17 protein-coding genes and 1 pseudogene are annotated in these 18,625 nt (G+C 65.5%); 6 read left to right on the top strand and 12 right to left on the bottom strand.

Annotated features, from left to right (window positions below; all coding sequences use genetic code 11):
• The first annotated feature begins 56 nt into the window (after positions 1 to 56).
• A complete protein-coding gene (locus CH256_RS28000; protein WP_155288467.1) occupies positions 57 to 233 on the top strand; it encodes a hypothetical protein in 177 nt (58 codons plus the stop codon).
• 117 nt (positions 234 to 350) lie between these two features.
• Positions 351 to 770 carry a hypothetical protein gene (locus CH256_RS07535; protein WP_094650287.1) on the top strand — a complete coding sequence of 140 codons (420 nt, stop codon included), beginning with the start codon at positions 351 to 353 and terminating at the stop codon, positions 768 to 770.
• 72 nt (positions 771 to 842) lie between these two features.
• On the opposite strand, the gene CH256_RS07530 is transcribed toward CH256_RS07535, so the two are convergent.
• From CH256_RS07530 to CH256_RS07495, 8 genes are all read right to left on the bottom strand, one after another.
• On the bottom strand, positions 843 to 1,133 hold the full coding sequence (locus CH256_RS07530; protein WP_052053811.1) for a DUF4229 domain-containing protein: 291 nt from the start codon (positions 1,131 to 1,133) through the stop codon (positions 843 to 845).
• Between the two features lie 32 nt (positions 1,134 to 1,165).
• A complete protein-coding gene (locus CH256_RS07525; RefSeq protein WP_032370888.1) occupies positions 1,166 to 2,128 on the bottom strand; it encodes a cytochrome c oxidase assembly protein in 963 nt (320 codons plus the stop codon).
• A 10-nt stretch (positions 2,129 to 2,138) separates the two neighbouring features.
• Complete coding sequence (locus CH256_RS07520) at positions 2,139 to 2,738, bottom strand: copper resistance CopC family protein (protein ID WP_032370889.1); 600 nt, start codon at positions 2,736 to 2,738, stop codon at positions 2,139 to 2,141.
• A 94-nt stretch (positions 2,739 to 2,832) separates the two neighbouring features.
• Positions 2,833 to 4,605 (bottom strand): aa3-type cytochrome oxidase subunit I, encoded by a 1,773-nt coding sequence (ctaD, locus tag CH256_RS07515; RefSeq protein WP_052053812.1) that lies wholly within the window; start codon positions 4,603 to 4,605, stop codon positions 2,833 to 2,835.
• A gap of 86 nt (positions 4,606 to 4,691) precedes the next feature.
• Positions 4,692 to 5,648: a M56 family metallopeptidase gene (locus tag CH256_RS07510; RefSeq protein WP_032370890.1), complete on the bottom strand. Its 957-nt coding sequence runs from the start codon at positions 5,646 to 5,648 to the stop codon at positions 4,692 to 4,694.
• Positions 5,645 to 5,998 (bottom strand): BlaI/MecI/CopY family transcriptional regulator, encoded by a 354-nt coding sequence (locus tag CH256_RS07505; RefSeq protein ID WP_032370891.1) that lies wholly within the window; start codon positions 5,996 to 5,998, stop codon positions 5,645 to 5,647. Before CH256_RS07505 ends, CH256_RS07510 begins: the two co-directional genes overlap by 4 nt.
• Before the next feature lie 25 nt (positions 5,999 to 6,023).
• The gene (locus CH256_RS07500) at positions 6,024 to 6,821 is read right to left on the bottom strand and encodes a M23 family metallopeptidase (protein ID WP_080729311.1); all 798 of its coding nucleotides are present in this window, start codon (positions 6,819 to 6,821) and stop codon (positions 6,024 to 6,026) included.
• Positions 6,822 to 7,330: 509 nt separating this feature from the next.
• A complete protein-coding gene (locus CH256_RS07495) occupies positions 7,331 to 9,370 on the bottom strand; it encodes a cytochrome c oxidase assembly protein (RefSeq protein WP_032371001.1) in 2,040 nt (679 codons plus the stop codon).
• Between the two features lie 238 nt (positions 9,371 to 9,608).
• Between CH256_RS07495 and CH256_RS07490 the strand changes: the two genes are divergently transcribed.
• Positions 9,609 to 10,532: a cation diffusion facilitator family transporter gene (locus tag CH256_RS07490; protein WP_032370892.1), complete on the top strand. Its 924-nt coding sequence runs from the start codon at positions 9,609 to 9,611 to the stop codon at positions 10,530 to 10,532.
• Positions 10,533 to 10,729: 197 nt separating this feature from the next.
• On the opposite strand, the gene CH256_RS07485 is transcribed toward CH256_RS07490, so the two are convergent.
• Together CH256_RS07485 and lspA are read right to left on the bottom strand one after the other, a co-directional pair.
• Positions 10,730 to 11,143, bottom strand: coding sequence for a Rieske (2Fe-2S) protein (locus CH256_RS07485; RefSeq protein WP_032370893.1), 414 nt, complete (start codon positions 11,141 to 11,143; stop codon positions 10,730 to 10,732).
• 205 nt (positions 11,144 to 11,348) lie between these two features.
• Complete coding sequence (lspA, locus tag CH256_RS07480; protein ID WP_052053813.1) at positions 11,349 to 11,864, bottom strand: signal peptidase II; 516 nt, start codon at positions 11,862 to 11,864, stop codon at positions 11,349 to 11,351.
• A gap of 319 nt (positions 11,865 to 12,183) precedes the next feature.
• Between lspA and lnt the strand changes: the two genes are divergently transcribed.
• The 3 genes from lnt to ccsB are packed head-to-tail and all read left to right on the top strand — an operon-like array spanning position 12,184 to position 16,282.
• Positions 12,184 to 13,662 carry an apolipoprotein N-acyltransferase gene (gene lnt, locus CH256_RS07475; RefSeq protein ID WP_094721993.1) on the top strand — a complete coding sequence of 493 codons (1,479 nt, stop codon included), beginning with the start codon at positions 12,184 to 12,186 and terminating at the stop codon, positions 13,660 to 13,662.
• A 27-nt stretch (positions 13,663 to 13,689) separates the two neighbouring features.
• The gene (resB, locus tag CH256_RS07470) at positions 13,690 to 15,315 is read left to right on the top strand and encodes a cytochrome c biogenesis protein ResB (RefSeq protein ID WP_032371004.1); all 1,626 of its coding nucleotides are present in this window, start codon (positions 13,690 to 13,692) and stop codon (positions 15,313 to 15,315) included.
• Between the two features lie 4 nt (positions 15,316 to 15,319).
• The gene (ccsB, locus tag CH256_RS07465) at positions 15,320 to 16,282 is read left to right on the top strand and encodes a c-type cytochrome biogenesis protein CcsB (RefSeq protein WP_032370894.1); all 963 of its coding nucleotides are present in this window, start codon (positions 15,320 to 15,322) and stop codon (positions 16,280 to 16,282) included.
• Between the two features lie 9 nt (positions 16,283 to 16,291).
• Here ccsB and CH256_RS07460 read toward each other — a convergent pair.
• A pseudogene (locus tag CH256_RS07460) lies at positions 16,292 to 16,591 on the bottom strand (DUF3703 domain-containing protein).
• A gap of 48 nt (positions 16,592 to 16,639) precedes the next feature.
• A partial coding sequence (locus CH256_RS07455; RefSeq protein ID WP_143536533.1) for a heavy metal translocating P-type ATPase occupies positions 16,640 to 18,625 on the bottom strand: 1,986 nt, incomplete at its 5' end.

Genomic DNA, 18,625 nt, shown 5'->3' with positions numbered 1-18,625 from the left:
CGCACTCTGTACCTCGGTCCCACCGAGCGGCGCCGCCAGTTCGAGCGCCACCTCGCGTGAACGCGCGGCTCGCGGCGATGCCCGATGATGCGTACGTTCGCCCGTGGCCGCTGCATCCGCAGCCACTGCCAGGTGAGGCCCTCTCGTCCCACCGCGGGCTCGGCCACGACACCCCGTGTGGCCACGAGATGGTGCGCGCCACCCTCGCCGGTATCCAGGTATCGGTCGCGTAATAGTCAGTGAGATAACCGATTTCGGGTGTACTGTAATGCGCTTCATGCCGTACTGTTGGGGGCAGCGGGAAGGCCAGGTTCTTCTCAGAGCACTTGCAGGCGAACGCTTTTCCCGACATGACCAGATGGTCGGTGCACCCAGGTCCCGTCGCCGTGCCGATCGACCGGTGGGGCCACATGCCGTTCCCCGCACAGTCGATGTCCCCGGCAGGGGTCGGATGGATCGTCGATGCCCATCGCACTGGGCAGCCGCCTCGACACGACCCACGACCGCCTCGGTCGCTGCTCCTCGGTGATCGCGCGCTGGAAGCGGACATGACCGGCTCGCCGCCGCAACCCGTTGCAGCTGCACTGGACTCGGACTACTACCGAATCGGTATCGATGCCCGCCGCCGTGCCCACACCGATCTGGCCGATGTGTCCGACATAACCGATGATCTCGAGCATCGGATCGAGAATCTGTTGCAACGCACCCTCGAACTGCTCGATGGCGCGCCGAAACCAGAAGCGCAACCACACATCGAGTGGGTCGGGTGAACAGTGATCGACAAGAACGATACGGCCATGCCGTGAATGCGTACGCCGGCGTCAGAGAGTTCTGCTACGGGGTCATCCCGCCGCGGGACCTCGCTTCTTGATCGAGCGCGCGCGATCGACAGCTTCGATGTCCGCGTTGATGGTTCGGCGACGTTTCCTCAGAGTCAGTGCCGACAGCGGCAGGCTTGCGGCAAGTGCGGCGAGTAGTACCAATACGAAGGGAATGTCGAGGGTCGTCAGCGCGTCGACGGCCAAGATCACGCCTGCAGCGACGCACACGAGTATCAGCCGTACGCCGTTGTAGGCCAGCACATGAAAGACGAGCTGCCCCTGGGGGGTTGCGGGTGTGCGGATCAGTGGCATCGGCCGTCCTGTCGTGCGTAGTTGTGCGGGCGTCACCGTAGGGTGCGGGGCCGGGTTTCGGTGCCGATCTGCTTGAGGAAATCGTTGTAGGCGTTCAGTTCGCTGTATCCGTCTTCTTCGGCGTGGCGATCCGCGACGGCCGATTCCTCTTTTTCGTCTCGGTTCCATCGAATGCAGAAGATGAGCACCACCAGCAGGGCCACCGGCTCACCGTAGGACCATGCCAGCGCCCCGGCGAGTTTCTGATCAGCTATCGGATCGACACCCCACTGCGGGGGAGGGGAGGCGAACGTGGCGAGCATGGGGGTGCTCGACATCATCAGGATGACACCGAAGAACACATGCAGCGGCATCTCGACGAACAGGTCGAACATACGGCCCAGATTGCTCTGCCGAACAGGGAGGGGGCCGACGGCGAGCACAGGGATGATGAACAGCAGCCCGCTGGCGAAGAAGAAGATCTCCATCGATACGTGCCCGATCTCGCTGACGGCGAGAACATCGAAGATCGACGACAGATACAGACCGTAATAGCTGAAGAGGAACAACGGAATCGTCAGCCCGGGGTGAAGCGCGATGCGCCCGGCGCGGCTACGCAACCCCGTCAGCGCCGCGATCAGTACCCACCGCCCGGTTCCGTGATGAGCGGTGGCACGCAACAAAAGTCGTCCGGGCGAACCCACCACCAACAACGGTGGGATGGTCATCGACAACGTCAGATGCTGGAACATGAAGACGCTGAACAGGCTGTAACCGTAGCGTTCGACCTGCAGTCCGGTCACCAGGACCAGCGCCGCGCAGCCGAGCAGAAAACTCGCACTCCGCCACCGTGACCACGCGATACCTCGACCGCGGACCCGGTAGAGCCCCCAGCAGTACAGCCCGGCCATGACGATGCCGGCGATCGGCAGGATCGGGAGCGGCGGTACATCGAAGCTCAGCAACGCTGCCAGCGTCGGCGGGCCTTCCGGGGGAGTTACTGCGGCGATGTTCATCGGGACCCTGTCATTGCTTGTCCTTGCCTCGGATCACCAACGTCAGGGCGATGGCAGCGAGACCGAGGACAGTCAGGCCCACGATGGAGAGCAGCATCATGGTGTTCTGTTTCGGTGGCCGGTCTTCGCTGGCGGAGGGATTGTTGGGATCGTAGGGCTGCGTAGCCGTGGTAACAGGAGTCGGCGAGGTCGAGGTCGCACCGCCCTGCGATTGCTGTGCAGCGGCGTCCTGAGGGGTGGCGGTCGCCGCAACGTCGACGGAGAAACCGTACGACCCGGTGATCGGGTGCCCGTCCGCGGAGGTGACACGGTAGCCGACGGTGTACTGCCCGTTGGGGAGTCCGTCCTCGAGCAGGACCGATACGTCGGGGCCCTCGACCGTGGCCGTTCCCTGTGCCCACTGAGTGTCGCCAGGACCCACGACGCTGATGGTTGCGAACGATTCGTTGATGTCCTGGTTGAACACCAGACCGACACCGATCGGCGCGAACTCCAGGGTGGCATCGGCGGGCGGGTCGGAGCTGACCAGTTCGCTGTGCGCCGACGCCGGCGCTGCAGCGAACAATGCTGTCCCGCAGATCATCACAGCGATCAGCATCAGACGTTTCACGTGGGGTACTCCTCTGTATCGAGCCCGACCCAACAACTACGGGACATAGTAGTAGGGAGGGCGGTTTAGCGGTGGGTCACTTCTGCGACGATGGTTATTTCACCGGGTCCGGCGGATCGGATCGCTCACGGCCGGCGATGGCTTCGGTGATCACTTCCGAGGGCGCGATCGAATCCGAGTGCGGGCCACCGACGTGCTGCTCGGCGCGGATGCGTTCGACCATGTGCGGATAGTGAAGCTCGAACGCCGGCCGCTCGGAGCGGATTCGGGGCATCTCGGTGAAGTTGTGCCGCGGTGGTGGGCAACTGGTCGCCCACTCGAGGGAGTTACCGAACCCCCAGGGGTCGTCGACGGTGACCACTTCGCCGTAGCGGTAGCTCTTGAAGACGTTCCAGATGAACGGCAGCGTCGAGGCTCCGAGAACGAACGATCCCACGGTCGAGACCTGGTTGAGGGTGGTGAATCCATCGGACGGGAGATAGTCGGCGTAGCGGCGCGGCATTCCTTGCGCTCCGAGCCAGTGCTGAACGAGGAAGGTGGCGTGGAATCCGAGGAACGTCATCCAGAAGTGCCACTTGCCCAGTCGTTCGTCGAGCATGCGGCCGGTCATCTTCGGGAACCAGAAGTAGATGCCCGCATAGGTCGCGAACACGACCGTTCCGAACACGACGTAGTGGAAGTGCGCGACGACGAAATAGGTGTCGGTGACGTTGAAATCGATGGGCGGGCTCGCCAGCAGCACCCCGGACAACCCGCCGAAGACGAACGTGACGAGGAATCCGATGGAGAAGAGCATGGGGGATTCGAGGGTGACCTGGCCGCGCCACATGGTGCCGATCCAGTTGAAGATCTTCACCCCGGTCGGCACGGCGATGAGGAAGGTCATGAACGAGAAGAACGGCAGCAGCACGGCACCGGTGGCATACATGTGGTGCGCCCACACCGCGATGGACAAGGCGGCGATGCCGACGGTGGCGTAGATCAGCCCCTTGTACCCGAAGATGGGTTTGCGGGAGAAGACCGGGAAGATCTCCGAGACGATTCCGAAGAACGGTAGCGCGATGATGTAGACCTCGGGGTGCCCGAAGAACCAGAACAGGTGCTGCCAGAGCAACGCCCCGCCGTTGGCGGGATCGAAGATGTGGGTGCCGAGTTTACGGTCGGCGAGCAGGCCCATCAACGCCGCGGTCAGCAGTGGGAACGCCAGCAGGATCAGAATCGAGGTCACCAGAATGTTCCAGGTGAAGATCGGTAGCCGGAACATCGTCATTCCCGGAGCGCGCAGGCACACCACGGTGGTGACCATGTTGACCCCGCCCAGGATGGTGCCCAGGCCCGCGACGAGCAAGCCCACGATCCACAGGTCGGATCCGATACCGGGGGAGTAGACGGCGCTGCTCAACGGGGTATACGCGGTCCAGCCGAAATCTGCGGCACCGCCGGGGCTGATGAACCCTGCGGTGGTGACCAGCGCGCCGAACAGGTACAGCCAGTAGCTGAAGGCATTGAGCCGGGGGAAGGCGACATCGGGTGCGCCGATCTGCAGCGGCAGGATGTAGTTGCCGAAGCCGAAGACGATCGGGGTGGCGTAGAGCAGCAGCATGATCGTGCCGTGCATGGTGAACAGCTGGTTGTACTGCTCGTTGGAGAGGAACTGCATTCCCGGAACGGCGAGCTCGGAGCGCATGATCAACGCCATCAGGCCACCGACGAGAAAGAACCCGAACGAGGTCACCAGATACATCAGCCCGATGACCTTCGGATCGGTGGTGGTGACCATCGTGTGCAGGAACGACCCCTTGCGGGCCCCGCGGGGAGGATAGGGGCGAACCGCCGGCGCAGCCGGAGGAGATGTCAGCGCCGTCATGGAACCACCTTCGAATCGCACGCGAATTACAGGACGCGTCCGACAGCCTAACTCAAATACTATGCTGCATAGTATTTAGGGGTGGTTCAAGTCAGCAGAACCGCGCACGCTGCGGCGGAGACCGCACTGAGAAGGAGGATTGCCATGGCGGCCGGCACCACGAGCGGCAGCACGGCGGCGGCAGCGTACGCGCCTGCCCCGGTTCGGCTCGGCGTGTGCGCGCTCGTGTCGAGGTGGTGCAACCGCTCGGCGGTCGATTCCCCGATCAGGCCCAACGCCCACAGTGGACGCGCTGAATGCGCCTGCGAGACCGTCGACAAGGCCGAACGCACAGTGTCGGCGCTGGTGACCGCGGCCGCGGACCGGTCCGCGGCGACCTCGACCAGAACCCGCACCGCTGCAGGTGCTGCGGCGAACAGAGGAACGCGAGGAAGTGCTTTGGCCAGGATCTCGCAGATGTTGACGATGCGGTGGTGTCGCCCGCGCAGGTGGGCACGTTCGTGTGCGATCACAGCTCGCTGCTGATCGGGATCGAGATGGGCGAGCAGGCCTTCGGTGGCCACGACGTAGCCCGGGCGACCGTCGATGCTGTAGGCCAGCGGGAGCGGGTGGTCGAGCCACATGATCGGTTCGGGTCCGGGGTCCGTGCGCGCGACGACGGCGATGACATCGCGGTGATAGTCGCGGACTTTGGACCGGGCTCGAAGCTGACGGCGAGTCGAGCGCAGGACGCGCGCCGACGCCGACGCCGCGAGGACGACCGATGCCCCGGCTACAGCTTCACCGATCCACGGCTGCGCCGCGTGTTGCAGCGATCCCAGGCAGCGGACGGCAAGTTCGACCATGCCCTCGGCGGGCGCATGGCCGGGCCAGAGCAACACGGTCACCGCGGATCCCACGAGAAACAGCACCCCGGCGATGCTGCCGATCCATGCGGTCAAGGCGAGAGTGGGGCTCACGGTGCGGGTGAGAGAGGTCAACGGCTGCGGCAGGGCGACGGCCGCGATGATCGCCGCGAGGAGCAACGCCAGCGCGACGATCACCGGTTCACGTCCGGCAGGTTCCCCCGCAGAGCGTCGAGCTCGTCGTCGGTGACGGTTTTCGCGAAATGCATCAGGACGGCGGCCGAGTCGGTGCTGGTGTCGAGGATTTCGCGCAGCGCTTGCGAGGTGGCCTCCGCGCGCGACTGCACCGGGGAGTACAGGTACGCGCGTGACTGCTTGGTCCGCTCGACCCACCCCTTCTCGTGGAGATGGGTCACGACGGTCAGGATCGTGGTGTAGGCGGGGTTTCTGCCGGCCATGCGCTCGCGCAGGTCGTGGACCGACTGCGGTCGATCGCATTCCCAGAGCACGTTCATCACCTCCGCTTCGAGATCACCGAGCCTTTTCATCGCCAGTTCTTCTTTCCTTGTCGTGTCAGGTGATATCGACTCCGCGTGCCGACAGCCACGCCGCCGGGTCGGACTTGGCACCGTCGGGTTGCCACACTTCGTAATGCAGGTGGGGTCCGGTGGATTGGCCTCGGTTGCCTACCGTAGCAATGAGCTCGCCGGCTTTCACGCGTTGACCGGCGGTGACGAGCGCCTGGTCTATGTGGCCGTACACCCCGATCGTGCCGTCGTCCTGACGAATACGCACCCACAGGCCGAACCCTTGCGCCGGCCCTGCTTCGATGACCTCGCCGTCGGTCACCGATACGATCGGCGTCCCGATCGTGTTGGCGATGTCGAGTCCGTAATGCGTTGTCCCCCAACGTGGCCCAGAACTGGAGGTCAATGTTCCCGACACCGGCACCACCGAGAGCGGGCGGCGCGCCTCGGCATCGCGTGCTGCGCGCTCCGCCGCCCGAACTCCCCCCTCGGCGAGTTGTTCGGTCATGCGCTGCGCCAACCGGCCGACGTCGAGATCGGGCAACTGCAACACCTGCGGGGGTGAGGCAACGACCGGGCTCGGCGGCAGGGCGCCGGCGGGAGGTCGATCGATACTCGCGGCGCTGAGCGCCACACTGTCCTGCGACCCGGTGTTCGGAGCCGTCGCTGCCGCGGAAAGAAAGGCACCGACCGCGACCGACGCAGCGATGGCGCGGCCACCCGGCTTCGGCACCCGGCGGCGATGAAGTCCGCGGCGAGTAGTTCGCGACACGGCCTGGACATCGGCGCGGCCCCCGTCGTCGTGCGTCGCCTCGTCCGGACCGGCCACGTGCGCCGCCCACATCGACGCGGTAGTGTCCGCGGCCGCGGTGTCCCAGGCGTCGCTGACCGCGTGAACGGTTTCATCCGGTGCGGGCGTCTGCGCCGAGGGCGTGTGCTCGTCCTCCGGCAGAGTGTCGGAGTACCCGGCATCGGCGGGCGACTCGGTCACGAAACGTGAGGGTGCGAACTCGGCCCGTCGATGACGGGGGCGATCGGTGAGCGCCGTCGGCCTGGTGCCGACGGGCATCGAGATCACGCCGCCGCGCGCCGGCGCTGCGCAGTCGTCGTCGATCGGATCGGGTGTGCGGTGTCGGGCCAAGATCACAATCCTTGGTGGCTACGAGGCCGAGGCCTCGCTCGAGATAACGAAATGGTGACGGTCAGGCCACAGGTTACTACTATCGAGCATAGTTTTTCCATCCCCTTCGACCCGGATTCGCTCATACCGCTGGTCACGGTCCTCGGAGGACATCCCGCGGGCTGCGGCGACCGGGCTGCGGCGACTCTGACCGAGAACGGATTCTTCGGGTATCAGGGGTGATCGCGCCGAGAGGACAGGCCACCGAGCATGGTGTTGTACGCCTCGAGTTCGGTATCACCTTGATCGTCGATTCGGCGGTCTCGTTGTCGTGCCGCGTTCTCGTCGGCCGCCGACCACCGGACCGCGGCGAGAACCGCGGCAGCGAGCAACGGTAACTCGCCGATGCCCCACGCAAGAGTGCCGCCGCGCCGCTGGTCGGCCAGCAGGTCTGCGTTCCAATCCAGACGCAGTCCGCTGTAGAAGCTCGCTCCGAGCGCGGTCTCGAGATCGATCGTCACGACGAGGAAGAATGCGAACCCGGCCAACGCGGTGATACTCGCGAGCAACTTCGTCAGTCCCGCGATCGGTCTCGGTACCGGGTCTTCGCCGACCGTGCCCCAGAACATCACCATCCCGACGGTCAGGAACCAGCCCTTCATCACCATGTGTGCCACATGCGAGTCGGCGACGGTGTCGAACACTCCGCCGGGGTAGATCAGGTAGAAGCTGCTCAGGAACACCGTGGTGCTGACCCACGGGTGGATTGCGATCCGGGCTGCTCGGCTGTGCCATGCAGCCCGGAGCCATTCGCGCGAGCCCGGTGCGTCGGCTGCCGGCGCGGTCGGCAGGACCGAGGCGAACAAGGTGGCCGGTCGGCCGAGGACCAACAGCAGCGGCACGGCGATGGCGACCGCGGTCAGTCCCGCCATGTGCACGCTGAACATCGCCGGGCTGTAGAGCCCGACCCCGGACGAGGTCGCCACGAGCAGCACCGCAGTGCCCATCAACCAGCTCGCGGTCCACCGCCGCCGCCATGGCAGGCCTACCCGCCGACGACGCCGCACGGCCACCAGATACACAACAGCCGCGATCACGGCCGCGGACCCGAACACCAGGTCGAAACGCCACTCGAACGCCAACCGCGCAGCGGTGGGCGGGCCGTCCAACACGTAGCCCAAGGCTTCTTCGTGCGCCTGAGGTAGCGAGGCGTCCTGCGGCGGGGGCGGGGGAGTGCGACCGAGTGCGACCGCCAGGCCCACTGTGGTGACGAGAACGAGGGTCTCGATCATCGACAACGTGATCAGGGATCTGCGGTTCTCGGGATCGTGAGCCAGAGCGCCGACCGTTCGTCGTCGCTGTATCCACCCGAGGGTCCCCACGATCGCCAGGGCTGCGATCTTCGCCAGTATCAGAGCGCCGTACGTCGAATCCCACAGCGACGTCACGGGTACTCGCACGGCAGCGTTGACCACTCCGGAGACCGCCATGATCACGAACGCAACCAGAGCGAGCGTCGAGTAGCGGCGGGTCGCGACGGCAAGGTGTCCACCCCCGCGCAGCGCGTGAGCGAGAAGTGCGAGGAGTCCGCCTACCCACAGTGCGGCGGCGAGGATGTGCAGGATCAACGAGTTCGTCGCGATGTCGTGATTGCCGCCGGTCGAGGAGTGGCCGGTGACCGCGCGCGGGATCAACGCGAGCATCGACAGGGCGAACAAGGCGGGGGTCCATCGATGCCGCAACACCGCCGCGCATGCTGCGGCGGTGATCGCCGCGATCGCGGCGGTGATGGCCCATGCAGTGGAGGCCTCGACATCGCCGATCGCACCGAGGAACTGCACCGGTTGCGCCGCAACGGATCCGACAGGTTGACCCGACGCGTCCGAGAGCGTCAGCGGCACCAACGCCGCTGCGCACACCGCCCACACTGCGGAGGCCTTCGCCGCGGTGCGGACGGCGATGTACCCGTCGATGTCGAGCACACCCGACATTTGGGGAGGAACGAGGAACGCTGCGAGAAGCAACGACCCCACCGCCACGACCGCGGCTACCTCTCCGAGCGCGGTCAGCGCCGGAATACCGTAGGTCGTGATCGGTCCCGGATCGGGAAGCCCGAGCAGAATCAGCGCCTGCGACGTCGACAACGCCGCGAGCGCAGCGGCCACCACTGCCGCGATCGCGGCCCACAGCAGCATCACCTGCGAACCGGAGCGTCGATTCACCGGACCGCGGGTCGAGAGTGCGGCTTCGGTGGCCATGTCGTCGGTGGCCATGACGCGGCACCCCTTACGTGGATGATGTGTGGCGGGAAAACTGTCGGCCGGCAATATCGGCACGGCTGCGCGACCGAGTCGCGCAACCGAGATCGAACTACTACGAATCATAGTTCTGCGCCGACGCAGTGCGGCCGCGCGGGCAGCAGCTTCCAGCGAACACGACACTTGCATATATGCGCATATCGCAATATGTTGTGTTCCTGCTATCGAACCACGCCGAGAAGGGGTACCCACGATGGGACACGGACATGGCCACGGGATAGAGCCGGGATCGCCGGCGAGCGCATCCGGTAAGCACCTCGGGCGACTGTGGATCGCTGTCGGTCTCGGGGCGGTTACGTTGGTGACGCAGGTGGTAGTGGGTCTGTCCACCTCGTCGCTGGCGTTGTTGTCCGATTCCGCACACGTGTTCACCGACGTGTTCGGGGTCTTGATGGCGATCGTGGCGATCACACTCGCACAGCGGCAGTCTCGCAAGACCGGCCGCACGTTCGGACTGTATCGAGCCGAAGTGTTCGCGGCTCTGTTCAATGCAGTGCTGCTCTTCGGTGTCGCTGGGTGGATTCTCTACGAAGCCGCGCAACGCATCACGAACCCACCGGAGGTGCCCGGGATTCCGGTCATGTTGGTGGCACTGCTCGGTCTGGCCATGAACCTGATCGCGTTCCTCCTTCTGCGTAGTGGTGCGAAAGAGAGCCTCAATGTTCGGGGTGCGTATCTGGAGGTGATGGCGGACATGCTCGGCTCGATCGGAGTGCTCGTCAGCGGACTGGTCACCGTCGTGTTCGGGTGGCGGTACGCCGACCCGGTCATCGCGGTCGCCATCGGGTTGTTCGTTTTGCCGCGTGCATTCACTCTGGGGCGTCATGCCGTACGAATTCTGCTGCAACACGCTCCGTCGGGCATCGATGTCGCCGCCGTGGAAAAGGCCCTGACCGGTGTCGACGATGTCGAAGAGGTACACGATCTGCACATCTGGACACTGACGTCGGGGATGGAGGTCGCTTCGGCGCATCTGACGGTCGCCCCGGAGGCCGAGACACCCCGGGTGCTCGCTGCAGCGCAGCAGGTTCTCCGCGACGAGTTCGGTCTCGAGCACGCCACTGTGCAGGTCGAACCCCAGGAAGGCGAAGGCCGTTGCCGAGAGGTCAATTGGTAGGCAGGTCTCTGGTAGGCAGGTCTCGACCCGGTGCGAGATCGGCACGCCGTGCTGTCGTCGACACGGCAGCGATGTACCGGAACCGGCACCAGTCGGGTGGGGGCACAGAGTGGGTCCTCGATTGCCGCACATCGGCCCGGTCGACACCGTTCACCCCGAACCCGTCCACCTCGCATGTTCGGCCGCCCGGTGATGGATCAGTCGACTGTGAGGGTATCTACGGTTCTGGTCACGGCGCGGTTCGGCAGTGGCTCGGTAGCGGGGCTGCGCATGACCGCCCCGTCGGTGATCGAGAAGGCACTGTTGTGGCAGGGGCACTCGATCGTGCCGTTGCGGACTCGGTTCACTGTGCACCCTTGGTGAGAACAGATAGCCGAGAAGGCACGGAAGGTACCGGGTTCCGGTTGGGTGACGACGACCTGCCGGTCGGCGAGCACGATTCCACCGCCGACAGGAACATCGTTCACCGACAAGGTGATGGGACCGTCGGAAGCGGTGTCCTCACCGGACGGGGCTTCGCCGACGCTGCATCCGGCGGCAGCCAGGCACGCTGTAGCGCAGCTCGTAGCGAGAAAAATACGGCGCGGTAGCGCCGGGATGTTGTCGCTCATGCAGCAGGTTCCCCTCGGTGCGCCTCGGTGCGCCTCGGTGAGCGAGAGGCGACGATCGCTTGTCGGTGGTTGTGGTCGACTATGTTTCGAGCCGTTTCGGTGTCGATCACTCTCACTGTTCGAGCGAATCAGCATGATTGTCCTGTCGCGAATGTGTCTGCACTGCAGGGCATTCGATTCGAGCACCGAGGTATCTCATGCAAGTTCACGATTCGGCGCTGTCGGGCACTGCGGGCCGAGGGGTAATCTTTGTGGCCTCTCGCGTGAACAGTGCCGCCCCGATCATCAGCACCACCCCGCAGGTGATGTAGATGTCGGCGAGGTTGAATGTCGGCCACCAACCGGTGTGAAAGTAATCGGTGACCGCGCCGTCGAGGAGCCGGTCGAGGACATTCGAGAGTGCACCGGCGAGGACCAACGACAGCGCTGCCGTGGTGACCGGACCCGCGTGAGGCGCGGTACGCCACCCGTAGATCGCCAACCCGGTGGTGATCGACGCCGTCACGGCGACGACGACCCACACGGGCAGAGAATCACCCAGGCTGAACGCCATTCCGCGATTGAAGGCCAGTCGCAGCTCGAGTATCCGCAGCGGAATCGTCGAGCCGGGCAACGCCGCCTGCGCCCAGTAGTCGACCAGTAGAGCGGCAGCGACCAGAGCCAGGACAAGGGCGGTTGCGGCGGCGCGGAGCCGAGCGGTGGCGATGGGGGAGCGGGTCACTGGTCCTCGTTCTCGGGTGTACACCGTGCGTACGTCCGGGTGCACCGCAGACGGTGCAGGTGACCCCGGATTTGCCAACACTTGAAATACTATGCACCATAGTAGTTGATGAATACCGTCGATTTCTCCGCCACCCGATGCGTCGTGTCGCCGTGAGGGCGGCGGCACCCTCGTCATGAGGGCGATGCCCGATGCCGAACCCGGGCCCGGACCGTCCTGCGTCGACCGAGGTCGAGTGTGGCGGCTGTATCGGACAAGTCGAGGTGAAGGGCCCCGAACCTGGGCACGTCTGACCGCAGCGGCAACTTCGGGGCTGGCGATGTACGCCACGTTCCCGCCCATCGATCTGTGGTTTCTCGCTCCGGTAGCACTTGCAATGCTGCTGTTGGCTGTGCGCGGGCGAGGGGCGCGTGCGGGGGCCGGCTACGGCTTCGTTGCCGGCTCGGCGTTCTTCGTGCCTCTGTTGCCGTGGGTGGGGGAGTACGTCGGGTCGGTGCCGTGGCTGGCGCTGGCTGTCGTTCAGGCCCTCTTCGTGGCGATGTTCGGCGCGGTAGCGGATCGGATGTCGCGACTGCCGTGGGCGCCGGTCTGGGTGGCGAGCGCCTGGGTGGCGATCGAAGCTGCGCGCTCACGTGTCCCGTTCGGCGGATTCCCCTGGGGCCGCATCGCATTCGGTCAATCCGACGGGCCGCTGCTGCCTCTGGCTGCGTTGATCGGCGCGCCGGGGTTGTCGTTCGTCGTGGTGCTGATCGGGTCCGCTCTGGCCGGTGCCATCGCTTCCGATCGGTTCACCCGCAGAACTGCAGCAGCGTCGTGCATGGGTGCGGCCACTGTTGTAGGGGCGCTCACGGTGGTGGCTCCACTGTTCGCTCCGCCGCCGCAGGACACGGTCACCGTCGCCTTGGTGCAAGGCAACGTCCCGCGGCTCGGTCTCGACTTCAACGCCCAACGACGAGCAGTGCTCGACAACCACGTTCAGCGCACCATCGAGCTCGCCGACGACATCGACTCCGGCCGCGTACGCGTACCCGATCTGGTCATCTGGCCGGAGAACTCCTCCGACATCGATCCCCTGCGCAATCCCGATGCCGCGGCGGGTATCGATGCCGCAGCCCGCGCCGTCGGAGTGCCCATTCTCGTCGGCACGGTGCTACGCCAGGGCGACGGCACCACCACGAACACTTCGATCGTGTGGGATCCGGTCACCGGCCCAGGGCAGAGGCACGACAAACGTCGACTGGTGCCGTTCGGGGAGTACCTGCCGATGCGCACGATCGTCACCGCACTCTCTCCCTATGCCGCCCAAGCAGGACGCTTCGTTCCGGGTCAGGGCAACGGCGTCGTCGACCTCGCCGGAGTGCCCGTCGCGGTGGCCACCTGCTACGAGGTCGCCTTCGACGCATTGCTCACCGACTCCGTTCGCGCCGGTGCCCAGCTGATCGCAGTGCCGACCAACAACGCCACCTTCGGTCGGACGAACATGACCTATCAACAACTCGCCATGTCGCGGGTACGGGCGGTCGAACACGGGCGCAGCGTCGTCGTTTCGGCCACCAGCGGCGTCAGCGCCGTCATCGATGCACGCGGGGAGGTCGTCGAGCGCACGGAGCTGTTCACCCCCGCAGCTGTCGTCACCGAGGTGTCACTGAGCACCACGCTCACCCCGGCGACGATCACCGGCAGCGTTCCGGAATGGATTGCCGCTACCGGCGCTGTTGCGGCACTGGCGTTCTCGCTGCTGCGCCGACCACGCTCCACCACACCGAACCCGCAAACTACTATGTCGCGTAGTATTTAGATGGTGGTCGGTGAAGGGTGTGCGGAGATGACGATCGACGAACACCCCAGTGCGCACTCGCCGGGACTGGTGCGCAGAACGGTGGCGATGCTGCGCAACCGGTGGCGACAACTGACGTCGATGCGGACAGCGCTGGTGCTGCTGTTCCTCCTCGCCGCCGCAGCAATCCCCGGCGCATTGCTGCCGCAGCGCAATCTCAATACCCAGGCCGTCGATGCCTACATCGCCGCCCGCCCGGCTCTCGGGCCGGTGATGGACACACTGGAATTGTTCGACGTGTTCGCAAGTTCCTGGTTCACCGCGATCTACGTCCTGCTGTTCGTGTCTCTGATCGGCTGTCTGACTCCCCGGTTGATCGAGCACGGTAAAGCTCTTCGCGCACAACCTGTTCGAGTACCCCGAAATCTCACTCGACTACCGTTGCATCATTCGGGCACCCTCGCCGGCGACCCCGAGAAGGTGATCGCCGACATCGCGCCGCACTTGAAAGGGTGGCGTACCGTCGTGCGGCCCGAGCCCGATGGGGCACTGACCCTCTCGGCCGAGAAGGGCTACACCCGCGAGGCCGGAAACCTGCTCTTCCACTTCTCGCTGATCGGCCTGCTCGCCGCTATCGCCATCGGCAAACTGTTCGGCTACGAAGGCTCGGTCATCGTCATCGCCGACAACGGACCCGGTTTCTGCAACACCTCTCCCGCCGTCTACGACTCCTTCCGCGCCGGCAACAGCACCGACGGCACCGGCCTCGAGCCGTTCTGTATCCGGGTCAAGGACTTCACCGCCGACTACCTCGAGAACGGTCAGGCCGAGATGTTCACCTCGAACATCTCCTACCAGAGCGCCGACGACATCGCCGCCGACACCTGGCGCGACTATCAACTCAAAGTCAACGAACCCCTCCGGCTCGGCGACGAACGCATCTACCTCACCGGACACGGCTACGCCCCCGAATTCACCGTCACCTTCCCCGACGGCCAGACCCGCACCGAAGCCCTGCAGTTCCGCCCCGACGACGCCACCACGTTCCTCAGCAGCGGCGCGCTGCGATTCGACCCACCCGGGGGGACCTACGCCACCGCCGACGAACGCCGCCGAGGGCAGATCGCCATCGAAGGACTCTTCGCGCCCACCGCGCAATTCAACGGAAACCTGCTCTCCTCCCGCTTCCCGGAACTGGTCGATCCCGCTGTGGCAGTGGACATCTACAAAGGCGACACCGGTCTCGACACCGGCATCCCGCAGTCGATCTTCTCCCTGGACCAGGAGATGATCAACCAGGGACGGCTGGTCAAGCAGGACCGAGTCAACCTGCGGCCCGGAGAATCGACAACCCTCACCGACGGCACCGTCGTCCGGTTCGACGGGGCCAAGGAATTCGCGAACCTCCAGGTCGGATACGACCCCGCGCAGCGGTGGGTGCTCGTGTTCGCGGTCACGATGATGACCGGACTACTGATCTCCCTGGTGATCACCCGCCGTCGTGTCTGGTTTCGGATCCACCCTGCCGAACACGGCCGCGCGGGCGTGGACATGGGCGGACTGGCTCGCACCGATCACGCCGGCTGGGGACCCGAATTCGAGACCCTCCGGTCACAGATCTGGCCGCAGGCAACTTCGAGCGACTCCGAGACCCACGACAGAGAAACGGTGTAGCGCCATGCCGATCGACGACACCCTCGCCCGCTGGAGCGACATCAGCTTCGAGACCGCGTTCGTGGTCTATCTCCTCGCCGCGATGGCGTTCCTCGGCCAGCTCGCGACGACCCGTGCGGCGACACTGCACAACACGGAGCGACTGCGCACGCGAATAATCGCCGCGACGTCGACGACACCCGGTCGCATTCCCGACGCACCCCGGCGGGTTCCGTCCGAACGCCTGGGGCGCACAGGCCTCGGGCTGGTGATGGTGGCGCTGACGTTGCATGTCGGGTCGATCGTTCTTCGCGGGATCGCCGCCAGCAGGCCGCCGTGGGGCAACATGTACGAATTCGTCTCGGTCACCTGCGCGGCCGGTGTACTGGCTGCACTGGTGGTGCTGCGCTCCAAGCAACTGCGCACCCTGTGGTTGTTCGTCCTGGTACCGACATTGATCCTCCTGTTCGTCGCCGGCACCGTGCTGTACGCCAACGCAGCACCGGTGGTACCGGCACTGCAGTCGTACTGGCTGCCGGTGCACGTCTCCATCGTCTCGCTCGGCAGCGGGGTGTTCTTGATCTCCGGGGTTGCAAGCGCGCTGTTCCTGATCCGCATGAAGCATCCCGAGGCCTCGGGGAGCAGAATGAGCCGAATCGTCGCCCGTCTGCCCTCCGCGCAGACACTGGACATCGTGGCGTACAAGACCACGATCTTCGCATTTCCACTCTTCGGCGTCGGCGTCATCCTCGGTGCCATTTGGGCCGAAGCCGCATGGGGCCGATTCTGGGGCTGGGACCCGAAAGAAACGGTCTCCTTCATCACCTGGATCGTCTACGCCTCCTACCTACACGCCCGCGCCACCAGCGGATGGCGCAACACCCGCGCAGCATGGATCAACATCGCCGGATTCGTAGCGATGCTGTTCAACCTGTTCATCATCAACATGGTCGTCTCCGGCCTGCACTCCTACGCAGGCCTGAACTGATGACTCCCGCTACGTGCCCTCCAGCGCGTCCGCAAGGTCCTGCGGAATGGGCATCGGCGACATCAGTCCCGCCTCGACCCGGCCGGTGTTACCGGCCGGGTATCGCCCCGACCACGATCCTGGAGCAGCGACCACGATCCGAATCAACTGGCCCCAGGATTCGCGCCGATCATGTTCTACCGCCGCAGCTTTCAACATCGCGGCGTGGTTGCGAGCATGCAACCGTCAACAGGGCTGCGAGAGGATGTGTGCTCGTTCGAGGTGGTACCAGCGCACCTCTGTTGTCGATGCCCGTGCTGCTGCGGTCATGTCGATCCCGTAGAGCCTGCGTGCAGTCCGATCACCGCCCGCAGGTCTCTACCTCTGTCCGCGGAAGAGTTCGCCGTACGCGGGGGTCGATGTGCAGCAGGTACATCCATCCGAGCACACGGAGCTGCCATCGTCTGCTCCGATCGCCGACGGTGACGTTGCGGTGGTGGAGGCCAGTAGGTTCCCAGATGCGAGAGGTGCGGTGTTCCTCGGCGTCGGAGCCGGAGCGCAGCAGGCATCCTCGAAGGCCGCTGCGGGTGCGATCGTGACGTTGAGGGCACCGGACGCCGCGGGCGGGGGCACGAACCCGTCCAACGGTGTGGTGCGGGCAGCGCGAATCGCATTGGCTATGACCAGGACTTCGGCGAGTTCGTGGACGAGCACCACAGTCGCCAAACCGAGGACACCGGTGGCAGCCAGTGGGACGAGCACGCCGATGATGGCGATCGACAAGGCGATGTTCTCGATCATGATGCGCCGGGCGCGTCGAGCGTGGGCCAGCACCTGCGGTAGATGCCGGAGGTCTTCCCCCATGAGGGCAACATCGGCGGTCTCGATGGCAACGTCGGTTCCCATGGCGCCCATGGCGATACCGACATCTGCGGTCGCCAAGGCGGGAGCGTCGTTGATGCCGTCGCCGACCATGGCAATCTTGCGTCCGGCCGCGATGTCGGTCAGCAGGGCCGCTTTGTCCTCGGGCAGTAGTTCGGCGTGGACGGCGGTGATGCCCGCCTGGGTCGCCAGAGCCTGCGCAGTGAGCGCATTGTCGCCGGTGAGCATCGCAGTGTCGATACCGAGCGCGGTGAGTTGGCGGACAGCCTCGGCGGCCTCGGGCCGCAGTTCGTCGCGGACGGCGATCGCAGCGATCAGAACTCCGGCGCGTTCGACGAGAACGACTGTGGCACCGCCGCTCTGCAGACGAGCGACGTCGGCGCGGAACACCTCGGAGCTGGGGTGTGTGTCGAACCAGCTCGGTTTCCCGAGCCTGATCGCGGCACCGTCGAGGGTGCCGGTCAGGCCGTGCCCGGCGATGGCAGTGACATCATCGGCGGCCGCGACGGTCGATACGGAGGCCAGTACGGCGCGGGCGAGTGGATGCTCGCTGCGCGCTTCGAGCGCAGCAGCAACGGCCAGCGCGGCGTCGCGGCTGATTCCCGCAGCGGTGACGACGTCGACGACCTCCGGTCGTCCTGCGGTGAGGGTGCCGGTCTTGTCCAAGGCGACGACGCGAATGCGGCCCAGCTCTTCCACTGCTGCACCGCCTTTGATCAATGCCCCGTTGCGACTCGCAGCCCCGATCGCCGCCACCACCGACAGCGGCACCGAGATGGCCAACGCGCACGGTGATGCCGCGACCAGGACCACCAGTGCGCGTTCGAGCCACAACATGGGGTCACCGAGCACCGCACCGACGCCGGCGACGAGTACGGCGAGAATCATGATCGAGGGCACGAGCGGACGTGCGATACGGTCCGCCAGCCGTTGGCCGGCCCCTTTGCGGTCCTGGGCCTGTTCGACGATGCGGACGATGCGAGCAAGCGAACTCTCCGATGCCGGCGCGGTGACGGTGACCTCGATGGCCCCGCCGCCGTTGATGGCACCGGCATGCACCTCGTCACCGACACCGGCTTCGATGGGCACGGACTCGCCGGTGATCGCAGACACGTCCAGATTCGTCGAACCGCGAGCGATGGTGCCGTCCGTGGCAGCTCGCTCACCCGGCCGCAGCACCATGATGTCCCCGATCACGACATCGTCGGGGGACAGGGCCTGCTCGGTTCCACCGCGCAGGACAGATACCGTCGGCGGCACCAAGGACAGGAGTGCGCGCAGTCCGCGGCGGGTCTTGGTGACCGCGTATTCCTCGAGCCCCTCGGCGACGGAGAACAAGATACCGAGCATCGCGGCCTCGGGGATCTGGCCCAATGCGATGGCACCGAGCAGCGCGATCGTCATCAGCGTGCCGACACCGATGCGTCCGTGTCGCAGATTTCTCACCGTCGCGGGAACGAAGGTGACGGCGGCGATCGCGGC

The organism is Rhodococcus sp. 05-2254-6 (genome assembly GCF_002258565.1).
Taxonomy (GTDB): Bacteria; Actinomycetota; Actinomycetes; order Mycobacteriales; family Mycobacteriaceae; genus Rhodococcoides.
Note: the sequence above shows the minus strand (reverse complement) of the source record. Positions and strands in the feature narration are given on the sequence as shown.